Source organism: Thauera aromatica (assembly GCF_023093595.1).
Taxonomy (GTDB): Bacteria; Pseudomonadota; Gammaproteobacteria; order Burkholderiales; family Rhodocyclaceae; genus Thauera; species Thauera aromatica_A.
In genome coordinates, this window is sequence record NZ_JALLIK010000109.1 from 86,983 (window position 1) to 108,640 (window position 21,658).

The following is a 21,658-nucleotide window of genomic DNA, read 5'->3' on the forward strand; positions in this document are numbered from 1 at the left end:
TCCCCCGGCAACACGAAGCGCCGATAATCCCGGCCCCGATGATGCCGGCCCTTACCCCCGGGGAGAACTGCGACATGAACCTGCTGCTTTGGCGCCACGCGGAAGCCGCCGATGGCCTCCCCGACCACACTCGCCCACTCACCGCTCGCGGCCTCGAGCAGGCCCGACGCATGGCACACTGGATCGAAGCCCACCGCCCCAAGGATCTACGGGTGCTGGCCAGCCCGAGCCTGCGTACATGCCAGACCGCGTCGGCGCTCACCGACGATTTCCGCATCGTAGCCGGACTCGGCCCGGACGGCAGCGTCGCCGACCTGCTCGCTGCCAGCGGCTGGCCCGATGCCAGCGGCGCCACCCTTGTGGTCGGTCATCAGCCCGCACTCGGCCGCCTCGCCGCGCTGCTGCTGTCCGGCGCGGAAGCCGACTGGACGATCAAGAAGGGAGCCTTGTGGTGGTTCACCAACCGCGTCCGGGAAGGCGAAACCCAGACCGTGCTGCGCGCGGCGATCCCTTGCGACCTTCTGTAGCGCCCCCCCGGCGGGCGCCGAGCGGGTGAATTCCTGCCCCCGCAATCGGTCTCATGGCCCGGATGCGGTTTCCGGAAGCTCTCACCCGACACGCGGCGAGGAGCCCCCCAAGCTGCCGCTTGTGCTTTCCAGTGCAATGCGTAAGATGCTTTCTTCGGTCCGGAACGGAACATGCTCGAACGCTTCTTGCCCTCCCACGACGCCATCAAGCGCAGCCGCCTGCTGCGCTGGCTCGGGCCACGCATTCACGACCCGCTGCTGTGGCACATCAATCGCCGCGCAGTCGCACGCGGCGTTGCCGTGGGGATGTTCTTCGGGCTGATGATCCCGATCGCACAGATCCCCGCAGCCGCCATGGCCTCACTGCTGCTGCGCGGCAACCTGTGGATCGCCGCCGTCTCCACCCTGATCAGCAATCCCCTGACCTACGCCCCCCTTTATTACTTCGCCTATCGGCTCGGAGCCGGCGTGATCGGCACCCGTACGCCGGCCGACCTCACCCCCGGCGACGTCGAGGCGCCGATCCGCATGATCGACTCGCTCGCCCAGGCCTGGCTCTGGGTCACCGGCATCGGCCAGCCCCTGCTCGTGGGAATGCTGATCATGGCCGTCACCGGCGCGGCCCTCGGTTACTGGGGCACTCAGCTGTTCTGGCGCATCAAGGTGGCGAACAAACGGCGGCACGCCCGCCGTAACCGGCAAGCGCGGCCCGGGGTCATTCCCCCCGGGCCGCTCGGCAGCAGCTGATCCGCTACCCCGCGAGCACGGGGCGGGCGGCGCGGCGGATCGATTCACACAAGCGCGGAACGCAGGCGTATCCTTCGTCCCCTGCCCATTCCGACTCAAGCAAGCACGGTAATGAACGCCCCCATTCCCGACGGCACCCAGGCCGTCATCGACGGCGTCCGTCGGGTCCATTACGACGGTTACTGGATCAAGGTCTACGATCCCCCCGCCGACTCCCTGACCGCCAAGAAACAGCTGATCCAGGCCCTCACCCGGCGCCTGTTCAACCACGTCGAACACGGCATCAACATCCCCGGCAAGCGTCTCGACGACGCCCGCAAGACCTACGAAGAGGAGCAGGACCCGGCGCGCAAGCGGGTCAAGGGCGCGATGTTCGCCGGCGCACTGTTCAACCGCGCCACCGACATCTTCACCAAGCTCGTCGAGCTGCAGGAACTGGGCATCGAGATCGACTCGGACAACGCCCTGATGCGCGAATGCGGTCTGTGCCTGCGCGAAGCGCTGACTCTCGGCCGCCTCGTCCTGCACCGCAGCGGGGATGAAGGCATCGACGAGCTGTGGGGCGAGCCGTTCCGCGCCTTCTCGATTCCGGTCGAAGCGTTCTATGAAAGCCGCTACATCAAGATCGCCCAGGCCCTTCGCGACCTCGACCGCATCGCCGCGGCAATGGCGGGCGCATTCGGCTCTACTCCGCTTTTCCGCGGCATCGAGCCGCTCATCGCCGATTTCGTCCGCCTCGCCAAGATCAAGTGCGAGACGCTGCGCACCGACACCGAGATCTTCGATGTGTGGGCGGATTTTGTCGTCGCCTCCGAACGGCTCGCCGCGATCGCGCCCGGCCTGTCCCCGGTTTCGAGTGCGCACGAGCGCCAACTCGCCAGCGATGGCATGCGCCTGATCCTGCAGGGGCGCGATCTGCTCACCTACATCACTCGCGCCCGCGTCACCATGCCCAAGAGCGCGCGCGAATACATCGGGCGCTGCGAAACATTCGCCGCCCTCACGCAGGGCACCACCTACGCACCGTTCACCGCGATCGGCGCTGAAAGCACGCCGGCTCAGGCGCTCAGGCAATGACGCCCCCCCCCAGGCACACGTTCGATTCGTACACCACCACGCTCTGCCCCGGCGTGAGCGCCCACTGCGGCTGGGCGAAGGCGATCTCGGCACGGCCGCCGGCGATGCGCTCGATCTCGCACGGCATGTCGGGCGTGCGGTAGCGCGGCTTGGCGGTGTACACCCAGTGGGTGTGCGGGTCGCGGCCGGAGATCCAGTTGAGGTCGGTGGCCACCAGGCGGTCGCGCAGCAGCGCTGGATGCTCATGGCCCTGCACCACGTAGAGCACGTTGGCTTTGACGTCCTTTTTCGCCACGTACCAGGCCTCGTGCTCGCCGGCCTCGTCCTGGTTGCCTTTGATCCCACCGATCAGCAGCCCCTTGCGCTGACCGATGGTGTGGTACATCAGCCCCTGGTGTTCGCCGAGCACGCGCTCGTCGTCGAGCGCGCGGATCTCGCCCGGCCGCGCCGGCAGATAGCGCATCAGGAACTCGCGGAACGGGCGCTCGCCGATGAAGCAGATGCCGGTCGAGTCCTTCTTCGCCGCCACATGCAGGCCGGCAGCTTCCGCGATCCGGCGCACCTCGCGCTTGTACAAGGTGCCGAGCGGGAACAGCGTCTTCGCCAGTTGCGCCTGGGTCAGGCGATAGAGGAAGTAGCTCTGGTCCTTGGTGCCGTCCTCGGCCTTCAGCAACTGGTACTCGCTGCGGCCGTCGTTGGTCCATTCCCGCACCCGGGCGTAGTGGCCGGTGGCGATGCGCTCGGCGCCGAGTTGCAGGGCGTGATCGAGAAAGCAGCGGAACTTGATTTCGGAGTTGCACAGGATATCGGGGTTGGGCGTACGCCCGGCCTCGTACTCGCGCAGGAAGTCGGCGAACACGCGGTCCTTGTATTCCGCGCTGAAATTCACCACTTCGAGGTCGATGCCGATGACGTCGCACACCGAGGCGACATCGACCAGGTCCTGCCGCGTCGAGCAGTATTCGGAATCGTCGTCGTCCTCCCAGTTCTTCATGAACAGGCCGGTCACCTGGTAGCCCTGCTGCTTGAGCAGCAGCGCCGTCACCGACGAATCGACCCCGCCGGACATGCCGACGACCACCTTCATCCCACCCACATCCTTACTGGACATTCGGTCCACCTCCATTGAGCCATTCAGCAAGCGGCAACACGACCGCCGGTTCGCCATTGTCGACGAACCAGCTATCGACCGCATAATGCGTTCCCACCGACGCTGGCATCTCGACCCGCGCTTCCGTCGGGATGTCGAGCACCACGCCGGGGCAGTCGCACAGGGCGAGCAAAGTCCCCACGTGATCCGGAATTTCCGGCCCCGCAGGCGCCCGCGCGGGAGGAGGCAGCTCCTCGATCACGGCGCTGAAGTGCTGGAAGATCAGGCGACTGCGCCGTGCGCGCGGCAGCACCCGGTGAAAACGCAGCCAGCCTCGAGCCTCGAGCAACCGCAGCATGCGGGTCGTCGAGATGGAATGGTCGATGCAATCCATGCGCCCGTCGCCCCCGCCATCGAGCAGGTTGCCACGCCGGTCGGAGCCGACCGGCGTCTGCGTTCCCGCCTCCCGGTACAGCCAGCCCAGCACTTCGGCCAGGGCGGCGCGCTCGGCGGACGCATCCCCGGCCCAAGCCAGTTTGCGGCGCACCCGCTCGAGCTGCCCGGCGTCGATCGCGACCGTCTGCTCGTGCCGGCAGCCGTAGTTATAGCAGATATCGAACCGCGCCCCCGCCGCTTCCGGGCCGGCCGCTCCCGCCCGTGGCGACAGACCGACAGCGAGGGGGACGGAGAGGAAGGCGCAAAGAAAAACGGAAAGGAACAGGAGACACCGCCGCGGCAACGCCATCCACATCGCCCGCACATCAGGAATGGCGCAGCAGCGACAGCGGGAAACGCTGCCCGGCGACCCAATCGTCGACGCACTGCAGGATCAGCGGGCTGCGATGGCGCTCGGCCGTGGCGCGCAGCTCGTCGGGCGTCAGCCACAGCGCACGCACGATGCCCTCGTCGAGCCGCCGCCCGGGCACCTCGCCATCGACCCGCCCGCCGAAGGCGAAACGCAGGTAGGTGATGTCGCCCTGCGGCCGGGTCCATTGGTAGACCCCGACCAGGTATTCCGGGATGAAGCGGTGGGCGGTCTCTTCGAGCGTCTCGCGCACAACCGCTTCGAGCAGCGACTCGCCCTCTTCCAGGTGGCCGGCAGGCTGATTGAAACGCAGCCCCTCGGGCGTTTTTTCCTCGACGAGCAGAAAGCGGCCGTCGCACTCGATCACTGCGGCAACGGTGACGTTGGGTTTCCAGCTGCGCTCTTTCATGTCTCGCCACTCCGCCAGGACAGGGGGGCGCATTTTAACCCGTAGCACGCTCCACGCCGCCGCCCGGAGCGCACTCGCCACCGCCCCGGCGACGGCTTTGCGCTAGAATTGCACGGCTCAGCGCCCGCGCACCGCGGAGCGCACCCATTCTTGATACAGGCGGAGATTTTGATCATGTCCATGGCTGATCGTGACGGTTTCATCTGGCAAGACGGCAAGCTCGTTCCGTGGCGCGAAGCGACCACCCACGTGCTGACCCATTCCCTGCACTACGGGCTGGCCGTCTTCGAAGGCGTGCGCGCCTACAACACCGTCTCCGGCACTGCCATCTTCCGCCTCGCCGAGCACACCCAGCGCCTGATCAACTCGGGCAAGATCTACATGATGGACATCCCGTACTCGAAGGATGAACTCATGGAGGCACAGAAGGAGGTCGTGCGCGCGAACAAGCTCGAATCCTGCTACCTGCGCCCGATCGCCTTCTACGGCTCGGAAAAAATGGGCATCTCCACCCGCGGCGCGACCGTGCATGTCGCCATCGCCGCCTGGCCGTGGGGCGCCTACCTGGGCGAGGAAGGGCTGGAGAAAGGCATCCGCATCAAGACCTCCTCCTACACCCGTCACCACGTCAACTCGACGATGCCGCGCGCCAAGCTCGCCGCAACCTACCCGAACTCGATCCTGGCCAACCTCGAAGTCACCAAGCAAGGCTACGACGAGGCCCTGCTCCTCGACAACCAGGGCTTCGTTGCCGAAGGCGCAGGCGAGAACCTCTTCGTGGTCAAGGACGGCAAGATCTTCGAACCGGAAATCGCCTCCGCGCTGACCGGCATCACCCGCGACTCGGTCATCACCATCGCCCGCGAATTCGGCTACGAAGTCCAGGCCAAGCGCCTCACCCGCGACGACATCTATCTCGCCGACGAAGCCTTCTTCACCGGCACCGCGGCCGAAGTGACGCCGATCCGCGAACTCGACGACCGCACGATCGGCGCCGGCAGGCGCGGCCCGGTCACCGAGAAGATCCAGGCCCGCTTCTTCGACGTCGTCAATGGCCGCGCGCCCGAGTACGGCCACTGGCTGGCCCACGTCTGACACCTTCGTTCTGCGAGAATCGTCCCATGGTTGAAAACACCGACAAGACCCAGGCCGTCGCCATTGCCGCGAAGGATCTCCCCCTGCACTGCCCGCCTCCGGGAGCGCCGCTGTGGGCGCGCCACCCGCGCGTCTTCCTCGACATCCTCAAGACCGGCGAGGCCGTATGCCCGTACTGCAGCGCACATTACGTGTTCACCGGCGAGCGCCCGAAGGGGCACCACTGAAACGCAAACCCGGCCCACCACCCGGTTCGACACGGAGGCTCCGGGCCCCTTCGCCGTTTCCGGGCAGCCCGTAGCCGGGCGCCCCCCTCCTCCCCCTGCCCGCCGCGTGAGCCCTCCGATCTACACCACCGCTCTCGATGCCGAAGCGGCGTTCTACAAGGCGCTGACCCATGGCGACCTGGACGCCCTGATGTCGGTCTGGTCGGAAGACGAAGAGGTCGTCTGCGTCCACCCCACCGGCCTGCGCATCGTCGGGCTGGCGGCCGTGCGCGAGACCTGGCGCCAGATCTTTTCCGGCGGCATCGCCCTCGAGATCGACATCGGCCAGGCGGTGGTCAGCGCCAGCGCGGCGATGGCGGTCCATAGCGTGATCGAGCGCATCGGCATCGCCGGCGAGAGCGGGCACATCGCACCGGTCGCGGCGACCAACGTCTACGTCCGCGGCGCCCATGGCTGGCGCATGGTGCTGCACCACGCCTCGCTGCTGCCCGAACCGGGCGATTTCGGCGAATTATCGCCGCGCGTCGTGCATTGACGACGGGGTCGGCCCCTGCCCCCGTCCACCTCCCTTCCGGAACTCAGTCGAAGGTTTCCGCTTCGGCCAGCGCTTTGCCCTGCGCATCCTTCCCCGACAGCTGCGGCGCGCCTTCCAGCGGCCACCCGACGCCGACCGCGGGGTCGTTCCAGGCCAGGCAGCGCTCGTATTCGGGAGCGTAGTAATCGGTCGTCTTGTACAGGAAGTCGGCGCTGTCGCTGAGCACCACGAAGCCGTGGGCGAAGCCCGGCGGCACCCACAGCTGGCGATGATTGTCCGCCGACAGCTCCACTCCCACCCATTTGCCGAAGGTCGGCGAGCGGCGGCGCAGATCCACCGCGACGTCGAACACCCGCCCGTTTACGACACGGACGAGTTTCCCCTGCGGCTGCCGAATCTGGTAGTGCAGGCCGCGCAGCACCCCTTTCGCCGAGCGCGAATGGTTGTCCTGGACGAACACCGCATCGACCCCGGTGGCATCGCGAAAAGCGCGCGCATTGAAGCTTTCGAGGAAAAAACCGCGGCTGTCGCCGAACACCTTCGGCTCCAGCACCAGCACTTCCGGAATCGCCGTTTGCGTGACCTTCATCAGAACACCTTTTCTTCCAGCAGCCGCTGCAGATATTGCCCGTAGCCGTTCTTGGCCAGCGGCGCCGCCAGCGCCTGCAACTGCGCAGCATCGATCCAGCCCTCCCGCCAGGCGACCTCTTCCGGGCAGGCGACCTTCAGGCCCTGGCGATGCTCGATGGTCTGGATGAACATCCCCGCCTCGAGCAGGCTTTCATGGGTGCCGGTGTCCAGCCAGGCATGGCCGCGCCCCATGACCTGCACGTCGAGCTCGCCCCATTCGAGGTAGCGCCGGTTCACGTCGGTGATCTCCAGCTCCCCGCGTGCGCTCGGGCGCAGGCCCCGCGCCACCTCGACCACCCTTTCATCGTAGAAATAGAGCCCGGTGACCGCGTAGCGGCTCTTCGGCCGCACCGGCTTTTCCTCCAGGCTCACCGCACGCCCGTCACGGTCGAACTCGACCACTCCGTAGCGCTCCGGGTCCTGCACCGGATAGGCGAACACCGAGGCGCCCACCGTACGCAGCGCGGCCCGCTGCAGCGCATCGGCAAGATCGTGACCGTAGAACAGGTTGTCCCCCAGCACCAGGGCCGAAGGGCCGCCGGCGAGAAAATCCTCGCCGATCAGGAAAGCCTGGGCAAGGCCGTCCGGGCTGGGCTGGACAGCGTACTCGAAATGCACCCCCCACTGGCTGCCATCGCCCAGCAACTGCCTGAAGCGCGGCGTATCCTGCGGCGTCGAGATGATCAGGATCTCCCGGATTCCGGCCAGCATCAGCGTGGTGAGCGGATAGTAGATCATCGGTTTGTCGTAGACCGGCAGCAGCTGCTTGGAAACGGCCAGCGTCGCCGGATGCAGCCGGGTGCCCGAGCCCCCGGCGAGGATGATGCCCTTGCGTGTCGTCATCGGAATCCTGCTCGCAAAAAGGAAAAGGCGGAAAATGCCCGGCGCGGATTGTAAACCCTCCCTCCCGCCCCGAAAAAAGAACCCGACTTCCAGCACGCTCCGCCTCCATCCGCCGGCGGCGCGGCGAAGATCGGCCACGGCTCCGGGCGCAGGTCTTCACTCCCTGGCCAAGGGGCATAGAATGCGCACCTCCATCACCGCTTTCGTTTTCGCTTTTTCCTTCCGGACAGCCTCATGACCACTCCTCGCTACGCCCCTCCCGCTCCCGAAATCTTCAAGGCCTACGACATCCGCGGCATCGTCGACACCGTGCTGACGCCCGACGCGGCACGCGCGATCGGCCACGCTCTGGGGTCCGAAGCGGTCGCGCGCGGCCAGCGGGCGATCGCCGTCGGCCGCGACGGCCGGCTGTCCGGCCCGGCGCTGGCCGGAGCGCTCGCCGAAGGCATCCGCGCCGCAGGCGTCGACGTCATCGACATCGGCTGCGTGCCCACCCCGCTGACCTATTTCGCCGCCCACGCCCTGGGCTGCGACTCCTGCGTCTCGGTCACCGGCAGCCACAACCCGCCCGACTACAACGGCCTGAAGATGGTGCTCGGCGGGCAGACCCTGTACGGCGAGCTGATCCAGGCCCTGCGCCGGCGCATCGTCGACGACGACCTGGCGGCCGGCGAAGGCGCGCTGCGCAGCGCCGACGTCCGCGCCGCCTACCTCGACCGTATCGTCGCCGACGTCAGACTCGCGCGCCCGATGAAGATCGTCGTCGACTGCGGCAACGGCGTCGCCGGCGGCATCGCGCCCGAACTGTTCCGCCGCCTCGGCTGCGAAGTCATCGAGCTGTTCTGCGAGGTGGACGGCCGCTTCCCCAACCACCACCCCGACCCGTCCAAGCCCGAGAACCTGCAGGACGTAATCCGCGCCCTGCGCGACACCGACGCCGAACTGGGCCTCGCCTTCGACGGTGACGGCGACCGCCTCGGCGTGGTCACCAAGGACGGCGAGATCATCTTCCCCGACCGCCAGCTGATGCTGTTCGCCGAGGACGTGCTGACCCGCGTGCCCGGCGGCGAGATCATCTTCGACGTCAAATGCACGCGCAACCTCGCCCCCTGGGTCCGCGCGCGCGGCGGCAAACCGACGATGTGGAACACCGGCCACGCGCTGGTCAAGGCCAAGCTGAAGGAAACCGGCGCTCCGCTCGCCGGCGAGATGAGCGGCCACATGTTCTTCAAGGAACGCTGGTTCGGCTTCGACGACGGCCTCTATGCCGGCGCCCGCCTGCTCGAGATCCTGTCCGCGCGTCCCGACCCCAACGCCGCACTGAAAGCGCTGCCGAATGCGGTCAATACGCCCGAGCTCAACCTGAAGATGAACGAGGGCGAACCTTTCGAGCTGGTGCGCCGGCTGCAGCAAGGGGCACGCTTCGACGGCGCCGGCGAAGTGATCACCCTCGACGGCGTGCGCGCCGAATACGCCGACGGCTTCGGTCTCGCCCGTGCCTCCAACACCACGCCGGTGGTGGTGCTGCGCTTCGAAGCCGACGACGAAGGCGCCCTGGCACGCATCCAGAGCGCCTTCCGCAGCGCGATCGACAGCGTCTGGCCGGGGCTGAAGTTGCCGTTCTGAAGCCCTCGCGCTGCGGGGGAAGATGCACCGCCCCCGCACACTAGGCAGCACGGCCGATGCCTTTCCCGGCATGGACAAAATACGGGGACGCGTACTATTTATAGAGGAGCGGGGGTGCTCGAGGAGTAGGCCATGACGAACCGGAACTACAGCCGTGCGGACTGGCAGACGGCACAGGTCGTCGACGACGTCGTGGCTTACCTCATGCGCGGCGGGCGGCCCGCGAGCGCCAAGTCGTTCATGAACGAGCACCTCGTCCCGCCGATGGTTCAACGTCGCGTACTGGCCAACCAGGCCGCCGTGAGGCACAGGATTTCGCCCGCGGCTTAGTGCTTCACCCGCTGCACGCCAGCCATCGCGCCCAGCCCACCCCCGTGCGGCGGCGACAGCAAGGCTGCATGCGTGCGCGCCTGAAGCTTTGTTTCGGCGGGCGGGTTAGCGCTTCGCCTCCACCCAGCCTTGCACCGCAGCCAGTGCCGCCGGCAGGTTTTCCGGCCGGGTGCCGCCCGCTTGGGCCATGTCGGGACGGCCGCCTCCTTTGCCCCCGACCTGCTGGGCGACGAAGTTGACCAGCTCGCCGGCCTTGAACTTGCCGGTCTGGTCGGCAGTGACGCCGGCGATCAGGCTGACCTTGCCTTCGCTCGCCGCCGCGAGCACGATCACCGCCGTTTTCAGCCTGTCCTTGAGCTTGTCCAGGGTTTCACGCAGGGTGGGTACGTCGGCGCCTTCGAGCACCGCCGCCAGCACCTTGACGCCGTTGACCTCCGCCGCCTGCCCGGCGAGATCGTCGCCCTGGCTGGCGGCGAGCTTGCTTTTCAAGCGCGCGACTTCTTTTTCCAGCATGCGGACGCTGTCGAGGATGCCGGCGACACGTTCGGCGGCTTCATCCGGCTGCACTTTCAGCAGCGCGGACATGCCCTGCACCCGGCGCTCCTGCTCCTGCAGGTAGCGCAGCGCGTTCTCTCCGGTCATCGCCTCGACGCGGCGGATGCCGGCGGCCACACCACCTTCGCTGGTGATCTTGAACAGACCGATGTCGCCGGTGCGCGAGACGTGGGTACCGCCGCACAGCTCTTTCGAGCTGCCGATCGACAGCACCCGCACTTCGTCGGCGTACTTCTCGCCAAACAGCATCATCGCACCGGATTTCTGCGCCGCATCGAGCGCCATGAGCTCGGCGCGGGTGTCGGTGTTGGCGAGGATCTCGCGGTTGACGATCTCTTCGACCTCACGGATTTCCTCGGCGCTCATCGGTGCAGTGTGGGCGAAGTCGAAACGGGTCTTGTCGGGATCGACGAGCGAGCCCTTCTGCTGCACATGGGTGCCGAGCACTTCACGCAAGGCCTTGTGCATCAGGTGGGTGACCGAGTGATTGCGCGCAGTCGCGGCACGCGCAGCGACGTCGACCCGGGCGCTCACGCCCTGGCCGACGACCAGCTTTCCGGTACGGACCACGCCGTGGTGGCCGAACACCGCGGCCTGGATCTTCTGCGTGTCCTCGACGCCGAAGATCCCGGCCGTAGCGCGCAGTTCGCCGCGGTCGCCGACCTGGCCGCCGGACTCGGCGTAGAACGGGGTGTGATCGAGCACAACCACGCCCATCTCGCCTTCGAGCAGCTCATTGACCGGCGCGCCGTCCTTGTACAGGGCGAGGATATTGCCCTTCTCTTCCAGCAGCTCGTAGCCGTGGAACGTGGTCGCGGGGCCGTCGTACTCCAGGTTGGCCGCCATCTTGAACTTGCCCGCGGCGCGCGCCTGCTCCTTCTGCCGCGCCATCGCGGTATTAAAGGCGACGGCATCCACGGTCACGTCACGCTCACGGCAGATATCGGCGGTGAGGTCGAGCGGGAAGCCGTAGGTGTCGTGGAGCTTGAACGCGGTATTGCCGTCGAAGACGGTCTTGCCGGCGTCTTCCATCGCGGCGAGTTCGGCTTCGACGATCGCCATGCCGTTCTCGATGGTGGCGAAGAAACGCTCCTCCTCCTGACGCAGCACGTCCGTGATGCGGCGCTCGCCGTCCTTCAGTTCGGGATAGGCGCGGCCCATCTCGCCGACCAGGTCCGGCACCATCTTGTGGAAGAAGGCGGCGCGTGCACCGAGCTTGTAGCCGTGGCGGATGGCGCGGCGGATGATGCGGCGCAGCACGTAGCCGCGGCCCTCGTTGCCCGGAATCACGCCGTCTGCGATCAGGAAGGAGCAGGCACGGATATGGTCGGCCAGCACCTTGAGCGAAGGCGAATCCAGGTCGGCGCTGGAGGTCTCCCGCGCGGCGGCCTTGATCAGGGCCTGGAAGAGGTCGATCTCGTAGTTGGCGTGCACACCCTGCAGCACCGCCGCAATGCGCTCCAGGCCCATGCCGGTGTCGACCGAGGGCCGGGGCAGCGGATGCATCACCCCGGCCTCGTCGCGGTTGAACTGCATGAACACGTTGTTCCAGATCTCGATGTAGCGGTCGCCGTCTTCCTCGGGCGATCCCGGGGGGCCGCCCCAGATGTGCTCACCATGATCGTAGAAAATTTCCGTGCACGGGCCGCAAGGTCCGGTGTCGCCCATCATCCAGAAGTTATCCGAGGCGTAGCGCGCGCCCTTGTTGTCGCCGATGCGGATCACGCGTTCGGAAGGCACGCCGACTTCCCTGGTCCAGATCTCAAACGCCTCGTCGTCCTCGGCGTACACCGTGACCCAGAGCTTGTCCTTGGGCAGTTTGAAGACTTCGGTGAGCAGCTCCCAGGCGTACGAAATCGCGTCGCGCTTGAAGTAGTCGCCGAAGCTGAAGTTGCCCAGCATCTCGAAGAAGGTATGGTGGCGCGCGGTGTAGCCGACGTTCTCAAGGTCGTTGTGCTTGCCCCCGGCGCGCACGCATTTCTGCGAGGTGGTGGCGCGGCTGTAGGGACGCTTGTCGAAGCCGAGGAAGACGTCCTTGAACTGGTTCATGCCGGCGTTGGTAAACAACAGCGTCGGGTCCTCGTGCGGCACCAGCGAGCTGGAGGGCACGATCTGGTGGCCCTTGGATTCAAAGAACTTGAGGAAGGCGTCGCGGATTTCGGCGGATTTCATGGGAGTGTGCGTGGGTTCTGGACGAAAAGCCCGGAGTGCAGGCGAATGCGCAAGTTTATCATGCGCTTAGGGGCACGGCCGGGCGGCGCTCGGCGCCGCCTGCCTTCGCCTATAATCGGCCTTCGCGCCATCCACCATCGAGGACGCCATGGGCAACCGCCTCTCCAAGATCTACACTCGTACCGGCGACGCCGGCACCACCGGCCTGGGCGACGGCAAGCGGGTATCGAAGAACAGCCTGCGCATCCACGCCCTGGGCGAAGTCGACGAGACCAATGCCGTGGTCGGCCTGCTGCTGTGCGAGGCGCTGCCCGACGAAGTGCGCACGCTGCTCACCGACGTCCAGCACGACTTGTTCGACCTTGGCGGCGAAGTGTGCATCCCCGGCATGAGCATGATCACCGGCAAGCAGGTGACCCGCCTGGAAGAGACGCTCGACGGCTTCAACGAAGCGCTGCCGCCGCTCAAGGACTTCATCCTGCCCGGCGGCAGCCGCGCCGCGGCGCTCGCCCACCACGCCCGTACCGTATGCCGCCGCGCCGAACGCGCGCTGGTCGCGCTGGCGCTGGAAGAAGCGGTCGGTGATGGCCCGCGCCAGTACCTCAACCGCCTCTCCGATCTGCTCTTCGTCCTCGGCCGCGTGCTCAACCGCGCCGCTGGGCGCGACGACGTGCTGTGGCAGAAGCGCAAGAACGCCTGATCAACCCGCCTCGAACAGGGAGCCCTGGACCTTCGCCTGCTCGGTGTCGGCGCGCTCGTCGAAGCGCACGCCGACACCGAGCAGGCGCACCGGCAACGCCTTGCGCGCATGCGCTTCGCCCAGTAGTCGCAGCCACACCGCCTCGTCGGGCGCGCTGCTGAGGCATTCGGCGGTGGTCCGGCTGAAGTCGGAGAAGCGCACCTTGACGAAAGCCTTGTGCACCGCAGGACGGTCGCGGGCGCGCTCGAAGCGGCGGCGGAAATCCTCCAGCAGCGCACTCAGGGCGGCACGGCAGGCCGCCAGGTCGTGCAGGTCCGGCGTGTAGGTGGTTTCGACCGACAAGGACTTGCGCACACGGTCGGGCTGCACCGCGCGCTCGTCGATGCCGCGGCACAGCCGGTGCAGGCTGGCGCCGAAGCTGCCGAATTCACGGGCGAGATCGGCTACGCTCCAGCCACGCAGGTCGCCGCAGGTGTGCACGCCGAACCGGTTGAGCTTGGCCGCGGTGACCTTGCCGACGCCGAAGATCTTGTTCACCGGCAGCGCGGCGACGAAGGCATCCACATCCTGCGGGCGGACGACGAACTGGCCATCGGGCTTGTTCCAGTCGCTCGCCACCTTGGCGATGAACTTGTTGGGGGCGATCCCGGCCGAGGCGGTGATGCCGACTTCGTCGCGAATGCGGGCGCGGATTTCCTGCGCCATCAGTGTCGCCGAGCCGCGGCAGCGGTCCACGCCGCTGACGTCGAGATAGGCCTCGTCGAGCGACAGCGGCTCGACCAGCGCGGTGTACCCGCGATAGATGGCGAGAATCCGCTGCGAAGCGGCACGGTAGCGCTCGAAGTCGGGCGGCAGCAGGATCAGCCCGGGGCATAGCTGCAGCGCCCGCGCGGTCGGCATCGCCGAATGCACGCCGAAGGCGCGCGCCTCGTAGTTGCAGGTGGCGATCACGCCGCGCGTCTCGGCCCGCCCCCCGACCGCCAGCGGGCGCCCGCGCAGCGAAGGGTCGTCGCGCATCTCGACCGCGGCATAGAAACAATCGCAGTCACAATGGATGATCTTGCGCGTGGCCATGCTCACACCGGGAGTCCTCCGGTATCGCGGCGCGCGCCGGCCCGGTCCGCACCCATGCCCCGGTAAAACGGCCCGCCCATGACTCCACCCCGTGCCGCAAACGGCAAGGGCGCGCCGGCGCGAACGGCGCCCCGGCACGCCTTCAACCGCTCACTCGAACTCGGCCGCGCGCTTGACCCGGCGCTGGCGCACCGCCTCGGCGAGGAGGTCGAGCACCTGCACACTGTCTTCCCAGCCGATGCAGGCGTCGGTGATGCTCTTGCCGTACTCGAGCTCCTTGCCCGGCATCAGGTCCTGGCGCCCTTCCTTGAGGTGGGACTCGACCATCACCCCCATGATCCGCTCATCGCCGGCGGCCATCTGGGCGGCGGTATCCTTCGCCACCTCGATCTGCAGCCGGTGCTGCTTGCGGCTGTTGGCGTGGGAAAAATCGATCATCACCTTCGAGCAGACGCTGGCGGCGGCCAGCTCCTTGCTTGCGACATCGACGCTCGCGGCGTCGTAGTTCGGCTCCTTGCCGCCGCGCAGGATCACGTGGCAGTCCTCGTTGCCGCGGGTGGACACGATCGCCGAATGGCCGGCCTTGGTCACCGACAGGAAGTGGTGCGGCGCCTGCGCGGCCTTGATCGCATCGACCGCGATGCGCAGATTGCCGTCGGTGCCGTTCTTGAAGCCGACCGGGCACGACAGCCCGGAAGCGAGTTCGCGGTGGACCTGGCTTTCGGTGGTGCGCGCGCCGATCGCCCCCCAGGCGATCAGGTCGGCGATGTACTGCGGCGTGATCATGTCGAGGAACTCGGTGCCCGCCGGCAGGCCGAGCTCGTTGATTTCCCACAGCAGCTTGCGCGCGAGGCGCACGCCCTCGTTGATGCGGAAGCTGTTGTCGAGGTAAGGATCGTTGATCAGCCCCTTCCAGCCCACCGTGGTACGCGGCTTTTCGAAATACACCCGCATCACCACGAGGAGGTCGTCCTTGAGCCGGTCGGCCTCGACTTTGAGCTTGTTCGCATAATCGATTGCGGCCGCGGCATCGTGGATCGAGCATGGCCCGATCACCACCAGCAGGCGGTCGTCGGCGCCATAAAGGATGCGGTGGATGCCCTGGCGCGCCTCGTAGGCGACTCCCGCCGCCTTCGGCGTGGCCGGAAACTCGCGCAACACGTGCACCGGCGGCACGAGTTCCTTGATTTCCTGGATGCGGACGTCGTCGATGTGGATCTTCATGGAGGCGGGCATGCTCGAACTCTGCGTCAAGGCTGGAAGAAGCTTCCGATTCTAGCCCAAAGCACGGCGCGGCTGGGTCTGCGCCAACGGCCGGAAGACCCGGCAGTCGCCCTGTTTGCGGCATCTTGCCCCGTTTGCGGCGTTTTTTCGGGCAGCGGGCATCATCAACGGAATAAGACTCGGTAAAAACGGTCCAATCATTGTAGTTTTATAGAACAATCCCCACAGAGACCCGCCGCCATGCTGATCAAGCCCCCTCCCGACCTCCCCCCGTCCGAGATCACGCCGCGCAAGCTGTTCGAGGCACGGCGCAGCTTCCTCGCCCACACCGCCCTCGGCCTGACCGCGGGCGCCGCTCTCTGGCACGGTCTGCCGGTGCTGGCGGCAAGCCGCCTGGATGGCCGGCCTTCGCCGTACTCGACGGCCGAGCCGCTCACCGCACACAAGGCGGTGACGGGCTACAACAACTTCTACGAATTCGGCACCGACAAGGCCGACCCTGCACGCCACGCTGCGAAAATGCAGGTCCGCCCGTGGACGCTGCGCGTCGAAGGCCTCGCCGCCCGCCCGCGCAGCTTCGACATCGACGATGTGCTGAAGCTGGCGCCGCTGGAGGAGCGCATCTACCGCCTGCGCTGCGTCGAAGGCTGGTCGATGGTGATTCCGTGGCTGGGCTTTCCCCTTGCCGCCGTGCTGAAGGAAGTGGAACCGCTGGGCAGCGCGAAGTACGTCGAGTTCGTCAGCCATTACGACCCGGCGATCATGCTCCGGCGGCCGATCCTCGACTGGCCCTACCGCGAAGGCCTGCGTCTGGACGAAGCCCTGCATCCGCTGACGATCCTGGCCCTGGGGCTGTACGGCGAACGCCTGCCGAACCAGAACGGCGCCCCGCTGCGCCTGGTCGTGCCATGGAAGTATGGCTTCAAGAGCGCAAAGTCGATCGTCGCCATCCGCCTCGTCGAACACCAGCCCGCCACCGCATGGAACCTGGCGGCACCGCAGGAGTACGGCTTCTACTCCAACGTCAACCCGCAGGTCGCCCATCCACGCTGGAGCCAGGCCAGCGAGCGCCGCATCGGCGAACTGCGCAAGCGCCCGACCCTGATGTTCAACGGCTACGCCGAACAGGTCGCTGGCCTCTACCAGGGCATGGATCTGGCGAAGGAGTTCTGAACCGGAGCCTTCTTCTCGAACCGTCTTCCGCCCCTTGGCCCGCCCTTCCACCTTCGCCCTCTCTTTCTTATTGCTTACCCGCCCGCCGCCATGCCTCTTCTTCCGCCTTCGCTGCGAATGCCTTCCGCACGCCGGATCTCGTCGATCAAGGCGCTGCTTTTCGTGCTCTGCCTGCTCCCCGCCGCACGGCTCGCCCTGGGCTGGCAGGCCGACACCCTCGGCGCCAACCCGGTCGAGACTCTCACCCGCGACAGCGGCGAGTGGGCGCTGCGCTTTCTGCTGCTGACCCTCACGGTAACGCCGCTGCGCCGCCTCAGCGGCCTGCACTGGCTGCTGCGCCTGCGCCGCATGCTGGGGCTGTACGCCTTCGCCTACGCCGCGGCGCACTTCGCCCTCTACCTGTGGCTGGACCAGTTCTTCGACTGGGGCGCGATCGCCCGCGACCTCCTCGAGCGCCCGTTCATCAGCGTCGGTTTCGCCGCCTTCGTGCTGCTCCTGCCGCTCGCTGCCACCTCCAACGCCTTCGCCATCGGCCGTCTCGGCGGCCGCCGCTGGCAGGCGCTGCACCGCGCGGTGTACGGCATCGCGATCCTCGCGGTGGTGCATTTCTGGTGGCTGGTGAAAGCCGACCTGCGCGAACCGCTGCTCTACGCTGCGATCCTGGCCGTGCTGCTGGGCCTGCGCGCAGGGTGGCGCGAACAGGAGCGCCGCCGCCAGCTGTCGGTGCCGCCGCCGGCGAAGCACCTCGAGCGCCCGCTGATCCGGATCATGCCGAAGTAGCCCGAGGCGAGACCGCCAGCCGCCATAGCGAAGTGACTTCGGCCGCACGCGCGGCGTGCAGCGCATCGCCGGCGTCGGCGGCCTTGCGGTGGCGCGGGCGGATGTCCTCGCGGCCGGCCACCTCCAGCCCGGCCGCCTCGATCCAGCCGAGCAGTTCGGCGCGCGTGCGCAGGCCGAGGTGCTCGGCGAGATCCGACAGGATCAGCCAGCCCTCGCCGTCCGCCTCCAGATGCGCCGCCAGCCCGGCGAGAAAGCCGCGCAGCATGCGGCTGTCGGGGTCGTACACCGCGTGCTCGATCACCGCCCCCGGCTTGGCCGGGACCCAGGGCGGATTGCACACCACCAGCGGCGCGCGGCCGGGGGGAAAGAGATCGGCCCGCAGCAGCTCGACACCACCGGCCAGCCCCAGACGGCCGAGGTTTTCACGTGCACAGCCCAGCGCCCGCTCATCCTGATCGGTCGCCACCACCCGGGCCACCCCGCGCCGCGCCAGCAGGGCGGCGATCACCCCGGAGCCGGTACCGATGTCGAACGCCAGCCGCGGCGACGGCAGGGGAACGCGTGCGATCAGATCCAGGTATTCGCCGCGCAGCGGCGAGAACACCCCGTACCAGGGATGGATGCGCGCCTCCAGCGCCGGCACCCACACGCCTTTGCGCCGCCACTCGTGCGCACCGATCAGGCCGAGCAGCTCGCGCAGGGAGAGCACGAACGGCGCCGCGGGCAGGTCCGCATCGGGGGTGCCGGCAATCGCTTCGGCCACGGCTTCGGCGACGTCCGGTGCCCGCCGCAGGGCAATGCGCGCCGCACCCTCGAAGGGGATCAGCAGCATTCCCAGCGCACGGGCGCGCTGGGCCTGGGCCATGCGGTGGAGGTGGAAGGCCTCGGCCGCCGCAGCCGGTTCGCGGGCGCGCTTGCGCGGACCGCGGTCGGCACGCCGGCCCATGGCCTGGAGCAGCTGGCGGGCGTTGTGGTAGTCGCCCCGCCACAGCAGGGCGGTGCCTTCGCAGGCGAGCCGCCAGGCGGCGTCGGCCGTCATCGTGTCGTCGGCCACCACCACCCGCTTCGGCGGCGCCTGCCCGCTCTCGGTGCGCCAGCGCGCGCTGCGGGCCTCTCCGTCTTCAATCCACGTCAGACGGGAACTCCGGGCCGCAGAGTCGGCCACCGCGTGCGGCCTCTCTTCGCCCCTTTCTTCGCGCCGCCCATCGTCCGCGGCCGCAGGCGCGGCACGACCGCAGTCCACTCCCGCCGGGCCGGCGGGCGCCGTACCGTCGCTCCGCCGGGGGTTCAAGCCTGTTTCGTCCGGATCGCGTGCTTGGGGCGGAAGGCCTTGATCACCGCTTCGTCGGTTTCGATGTAGGGCCCGCCGATGAGATCGATGCAGTAGGGCACCGCAGCGAAGATGCCGACGTGGCGCACCGTGCCGTCGGCGTCGCGCACGCCTTCGAGGGTCTCGCGGATCGACTTGGGCTGGCCGGGGAGGTTGATGATCAGGCAGCGGCCGCGGATCACCGCGACCTGGCGCGACAGGATCGCGGTGGGGACGAAGTTCAGGCTGATGCGGCGCATCTCCTCGCCGAAACCGGGCATTTCCTTGTCGCTGATCGCGAGCGTGGCCTCGGGAGTCAGGTCGCGCGGCGCCGGGCCGGTGCCGCCAGTGGTCAGCACCAGGTCGCAGCCAGCCTCATCGACCAGTTCGACCAGGGTGCGCTCGATCACCGGGCGCTCGTCCGGAATCAGCCGCGTTTCGGCGCTCCACGGCGAGGTCAGCGCCCTGCCCAGCCAGTCCTGCAGCGCGGGGATGCCTTGATCTTCGTAAGTGCCTTCGGAGGCGCGGTCGCTGATCGACACCAGGCCGATGCGGATGGGTTCGCTCATGGGTTCAGTCTCATCGTCGGTGGATCACAGGGGGGTGCCGTAGCAGGCATGCGGCAAGCACCGCAGCGGCCGGCGCGCGCCCGCTTCATTCGTCCGCAGGCTTGCCCGGCGCGGTCGCGGCACCCGCGGCCCCTTCCCCGGTTTCTTCCGCGGCGGCGTCCTGCGCTTCCTGCAGTTCGCGCAGCACGCGGAAGATTTCGCGGAAGGATTTCGGCGGCTTGCCCGCCTCGCGCTCCTTGAGTGCGTTGCGGCGCAGCGTGCGCAGGTATTGCAGATCGGCGCCGGGCCAGGATTCGGCGATGCTGCCGATGACTTTTTCGTCCTCGAGCAGATCGCTGCGCAGACGCTCGAGGCGGTGCATCTTCGCCACTTCGGCGGCTGAATTCCCGGCGAAGATCTCGAGCTGGGCCTGGATCGGCGCCGGGTCGATCTTGCGCATCAGCTTGCCGATGTACTGCATCTGGCGCCGCCGTGCTTCCATCTTGAAACCTTGCGCGGCGCGGACGGCGTCGTACAGCACATCGGGCAGCGGCACTTTCTTCAGGCGCTCGGCGGACAACGCGACGAGTTGTTCGCCCAGATCCTGGAGCGCGTGCATTTCGCGCTTGCGACTGCTTTTGCTTGGCGGCTCGACGAAATCGTCCTCGTCCTGCACGGCGGGATGGGGGGAGTGGCGTGAATCGGAGCGCATTGCGTGCATGGGGGGCTGGCGTGATCGGAGTAAGATTATAGCCTTTGCACGCACACGACCCCTCCATGTCCGATCAAGGCTTTTCCTTCACCCAGGCGCAGCTCGCCGAAATCGCCACCGACATCCTGCAGCACGCGAAACAAGGCGGCGCCTCGGCCTGCGAGACCGACGTTTCGGAAGGCTTCGGCCAATCGGTCGCGGTGCGCCGGAGCGAAGTCGACACTATCGAGTACAACCGCGACAAGGGCGTCGGCGTCACCGTCTATCTGGGCCAGCAGCGCGGCTATGCGAGCACGTCCGATTTCTCCGGGAAAGCGCTGAAGGCCACGGTCGACGCCGCACTGTCGATCGCCCGCTTCACCGCTCCCGACCCCTGCGCCGGACTGGCGGATGCGGCGCTGATGGCGCGGGCGCAGGACATGCCCGACCTCGACCTCTTCCACCCGTGGAAGATCGACATCGACACCGCGATCGAACTCGCCCGCCGCTGCGAGGACGCTGCCTTCGCGGTGAGCGCGAAGATCCGCAACTCGGAAGGCGCCAACACCTCGATCCAGCAGTCACACTTCGTTTCCGCCAACAGCCACGGCTTTCTCGGCGGCTACGCGACCACCCGCCACGGCCTGTCGTGCTCGGTGATCGCCGGCGAAAACAACGACGGCGACGACAGCGACGAAGGCATGCAGCGCGAATTCTGGTACGACTCGCGGCGCGATCCGGCCGAACTGATGGCGCCGGAAGACATCGGCCGCATCGCCGGCGAGCGCGCGATCGCCCGGCTGGGGGCGAAGCAGATCCGCACCTGCGAAGTGCCGGTGATCTTCGAAGCTCCGCTCGCGGTCTCGCTGCTCGGCAACTTCACGCAGGCCGTCAGCGGCGGTTCGCTGTACCGCAAATCGAGCTTCCTGCTCGACAGCCTGGGGCAGTCCGTGTTCTCCCCCGTGGTCAGCATCTCCGAACGCCCGCACCTGAAAAAAGCCTTCGGCTCCAGCCCCTTCGACAGCGACGGCGTCGCCACCCGCGACCGTGAAGTAGTCATCGACGGCGTGCTCCAGGGCTACTTCCTGTCCACCTATTCGGCGCGCAAGCTGGGCATGCAGACCACCGCCAACGCCGGCGGCTCGCACAACTTGCTGGTGAAGCCGGGCACACAGGATCTCGCCGGGCTGATCCGGCAGATGGAGCGGGGCCTGCTCGTCACCGAACTGCTCGGCCACGGCGTCAATTACGTCACCGGCGATTACTCGCGCGGCGCTGCCGGCTTCTGGGTGGAAAAGGGTCGCATCAAGCATGCGGTCGAGGAAGTCACCATCGCCGGCAACCTGCGCGACATGTTCCGCGGCATCGTCGCGGTCGGCAACGACGCCCTGCCGCGCGGGGCCAAGCTGTGCGGCTCGCTGCTGATCGACAGCATGAAGGTGGCCGGGCGCTGAGCCCGGCGAGGGCGACCGCGCCCCGCCCGAACGGAGC

General features: G+C 67.6%; 23 protein-coding genes. 12 read left to right on the forward strand and 11 right to left on the reverse strand.

Translation table 11 applies throughout. The annotated features are described in order from the left end of the window. The first annotated feature begins 74 nt into the window (after positions 1-74). The 3 genes from MXC99_RS14960 to MXC99_RS14970 all read left to right on the forward strand — a co-directional run bounded on the left by MXC99_RS14960 (position 75) and on the right by MXC99_RS14970 (position 2,351). On the forward strand, positions 75-527 hold the full coding sequence (locus MXC99_RS14960; RefSeq protein WP_247726214.1) for a SixA phosphatase family protein: 453 nt from the start codon (positions 75-77) through the stop codon (positions 525-527). A gap of 171 nt (positions 528-698) precedes the next feature. Continuing rightward, complete coding sequence (locus MXC99_RS14965) at positions 699-1,274, forward strand: DUF2062 domain-containing protein (RefSeq protein WP_247726215.1); 576 nt, start codon at positions 699-701, stop codon at positions 1,272-1,274. A 111-nt stretch (positions 1,275-1,385) separates the two neighbouring features. Next, positions 1,386-2,351 carry a hypothetical protein gene (locus MXC99_RS14970; protein WP_247726216.1) on the forward strand — a complete coding sequence of 322 codons (966 nt, stop codon included), beginning with the start codon at positions 1,386-1,388 and terminating at the stop codon, positions 2,349-2,351. On the opposite strand, the gene mnmA is transcribed toward MXC99_RS14970, so the two are convergent. Genes mnmA through MXC99_RS14985 form a run of 3 tightly spaced genes read right to left on the reverse strand, consistent with a single transcriptional unit; the run spans position 2,341 to position 4,655 of the window. Next, a complete protein-coding gene (gene mnmA / locus MXC99_RS14975) occupies positions 2,341-3,438 on the reverse strand; it encodes a tRNA 2-thiouridine(34) synthase MnmA (RefSeq protein ID WP_247726322.1) in 1,098 nt (365 codons plus the stop codon). The genes MXC99_RS14970 and mnmA overlap by 11 nt on opposite strands. Positions 3,439-3,451: 13 nt before the next feature. Continuing rightward, on the reverse strand, positions 3,452-4,192 hold the full coding sequence (locus MXC99_RS14980; protein WP_247726217.1) for a hypothetical protein: 741 nt from the start codon (positions 4,190-4,192) through the stop codon (positions 3,452-3,454). Between the two features lie 10 nt (positions 4,193-4,202). Next, positions 4,203-4,655: an NUDIX hydrolase gene (locus tag MXC99_RS14985; protein ID WP_247726218.1), complete on the reverse strand. Its 453-nt coding sequence runs from the start codon at positions 4,653-4,655 to the stop codon at positions 4,203-4,205. A gap of 174 nt (positions 4,656-4,829) precedes the next feature. On the opposite strand from MXC99_RS14985, the gene MXC99_RS14990 reads away from it, so the two are divergent. The 3 genes from MXC99_RS14990 to MXC99_RS15000 all read left to right on the forward strand — a co-directional run bounded on the left by MXC99_RS14990 (position 4,830) and on the right by MXC99_RS15000 (position 6,512). Further along, positions 4,830-5,750 (forward strand): branched-chain amino acid transaminase, encoded by a 921-nt coding sequence (locus MXC99_RS14990; protein WP_075149337.1) that lies wholly within the window; start codon positions 4,830-4,832, stop codon positions 5,748-5,750. A gap of 26 nt (positions 5,751-5,776) precedes the next feature. Continuing rightward, complete coding sequence (locus MXC99_RS14995; RefSeq protein ID WP_075149338.1) at positions 5,777-5,977, forward strand: zinc-finger domain-containing protein; 201 nt, start codon at positions 5,777-5,779, stop codon at positions 5,975-5,977. A 106-nt stretch (positions 5,978-6,083) separates the two neighbouring features. Further along, a complete protein-coding gene (locus MXC99_RS15000) occupies positions 6,084-6,512 on the forward strand; it encodes a YybH family protein (RefSeq protein WP_247726219.1) in 429 nt (142 codons plus the stop codon). Between the two features lie 43 nt (positions 6,513-6,555). On the opposite strand, the gene rfbC is transcribed toward MXC99_RS15000, so the two are convergent. Together rfbC and rfbA are read right to left on the reverse strand one after the other, a co-directional pair. After that, the gene (rfbC, locus tag MXC99_RS15005; RefSeq protein ID WP_247726220.1) at positions 6,556-7,101 is read right to left on the reverse strand and encodes a dTDP-4-dehydrorhamnose 3,5-epimerase; all 546 of its coding nucleotides are present in this window, start codon (positions 7,099-7,101) and stop codon (positions 6,556-6,558) included. After that, complete coding sequence (gene rfbA, locus MXC99_RS15010) at positions 7,101-7,985, reverse strand: glucose-1-phosphate thymidylyltransferase RfbA (protein WP_247726221.1); 885 nt, start codon at positions 7,983-7,985, stop codon at positions 7,101-7,103. Before rfbA ends, rfbC begins: the two co-directional genes overlap by 1 nt. A gap of 234 nt (positions 7,986-8,219) precedes the next feature. On the opposite strand from rfbA, the gene MXC99_RS15015 reads away from it, so the two are divergent. Next, positions 8,220-9,611 carry a phosphomannomutase/phosphoglucomutase gene (locus MXC99_RS15015; protein ID WP_247726222.1) on the forward strand — a complete coding sequence of 464 codons (1,392 nt, stop codon included), beginning with the start codon at positions 8,220-8,222 and terminating at the stop codon, positions 9,609-9,611. 132 nt (positions 9,612-9,743) lie between these two features. Beyond that, positions 9,744-9,941: a hypothetical protein gene (locus MXC99_RS15020; protein ID WP_247726223.1), complete on the forward strand. Its 198-nt coding sequence runs from the start codon at positions 9,744-9,746 to the stop codon at positions 9,939-9,941. A 105-nt stretch (positions 9,942-10,046) separates the two neighbouring features. On the opposite strand, the gene alaS is transcribed toward MXC99_RS15020, so the two are convergent. Continuing rightward, positions 10,047-12,668 carry an alanine--tRNA ligase gene (gene alaS, locus MXC99_RS15025; RefSeq protein WP_247726224.1) on the reverse strand — a complete coding sequence of 874 codons (2,622 nt, stop codon included), beginning with the start codon at positions 12,666-12,668 and terminating at the stop codon, positions 10,047-10,049. A gap of 148 nt (positions 12,669-12,816) precedes the next feature. Between alaS and MXC99_RS15030 the strand changes: the two genes are divergently transcribed. Then, positions 12,817-13,368 carry a cob(I)yrinic acid a,c-diamide adenosyltransferase gene (locus tag MXC99_RS15030; protein ID WP_247726225.1) on the forward strand — a complete coding sequence of 184 codons (552 nt, stop codon included), beginning with the start codon at positions 12,817-12,819 and terminating at the stop codon, positions 13,366-13,368. Here MXC99_RS15030 and dinB read toward each other — a convergent pair whose 3' ends face one another. Both dinB and aroG read right to left on the reverse strand, forming a co-directional pair. Further along, the gene (dinB, locus tag MXC99_RS15035; RefSeq protein WP_247726323.1) at positions 13,369-14,442 is read right to left on the reverse strand and encodes a DNA polymerase IV; all 1,074 of its coding nucleotides are present in this window, start codon (positions 14,440-14,442) and stop codon (positions 13,369-13,371) included. A 150-nt stretch (positions 14,443-14,592) separates the two neighbouring features. Continuing rightward, positions 14,593-15,678, reverse strand: a complete 1,086-nt coding sequence (aroG, locus tag MXC99_RS15040; protein ID WP_282099849.1) for a 3-deoxy-7-phosphoheptulonate synthase AroG — start codon at positions 15,676-15,678, stop codon at positions 14,593-14,595. A 228-nt stretch (positions 15,679-15,906) separates the two neighbouring features. Between aroG and msrP the strand changes: the two genes are divergently transcribed. Together msrP and MXC99_RS15050 are read left to right on the forward strand one after the other, a co-directional pair. Continuing rightward, positions 15,907-16,839, forward strand: a complete 933-nt coding sequence (msrP, locus tag MXC99_RS15045) for a protein-methionine-sulfoxide reductase catalytic subunit MsrP (protein WP_247726226.1) — start codon at positions 15,907-15,909, stop codon at positions 16,837-16,839. Positions 16,840-16,956: 117 nt separating this feature from the next. Further along, on the forward strand, positions 16,957-17,619 hold the full coding sequence (locus MXC99_RS15050; RefSeq protein ID WP_247726227.1) for a sulfite oxidase heme-binding subunit YedZ: 663 nt from the start codon (positions 16,957-16,959) through the stop codon (positions 17,617-17,619). Here MXC99_RS15050 and MXC99_RS15055 read toward each other — a convergent pair. From MXC99_RS15055 to yjgA, 3 genes are all read right to left on the reverse strand, one after another. Further along, positions 17,606-18,784, reverse strand: coding sequence for a methyltransferase (locus MXC99_RS15055; protein ID WP_432654258.1), 1,179 nt, complete (start codon positions 18,782-18,784; stop codon positions 17,606-17,608). The two genes, MXC99_RS15050 and MXC99_RS15055, sit on opposite strands and share 14 nt — an antisense overlap. 122 nt (positions 18,785-18,906) lie before the next feature. Then, a complete protein-coding gene (mog, locus tag MXC99_RS15060; RefSeq protein WP_247726228.1) occupies positions 18,907-19,497 on the reverse strand; it encodes a molybdopterin adenylyltransferase in 591 nt (196 codons plus the stop codon). An 85-nt stretch (positions 19,498-19,582) separates the two neighbouring features. Next, positions 19,583-20,197 carry a ribosome biogenesis factor YjgA gene (gene yjgA, locus MXC99_RS15065; protein ID WP_247726229.1) on the reverse strand — a complete coding sequence of 205 codons (615 nt, stop codon included), beginning with the start codon at positions 20,195-20,197 and terminating at the stop codon, positions 19,583-19,585. A gap of 56 nt (positions 20,198-20,253) precedes the next feature. Here yjgA and pmbA point away from each other — a divergent pair, with 56 nt between their 5' ends. After that, positions 20,254-21,621 (forward strand): metalloprotease PmbA, encoded by a 1,368-nt coding sequence (gene pmbA / locus MXC99_RS15070; RefSeq protein ID WP_247726230.1) that lies wholly within the window; start codon positions 20,254-20,256, stop codon positions 21,619-21,621. Positions 21,622-21,658 lie beyond the last annotated feature (37 nt).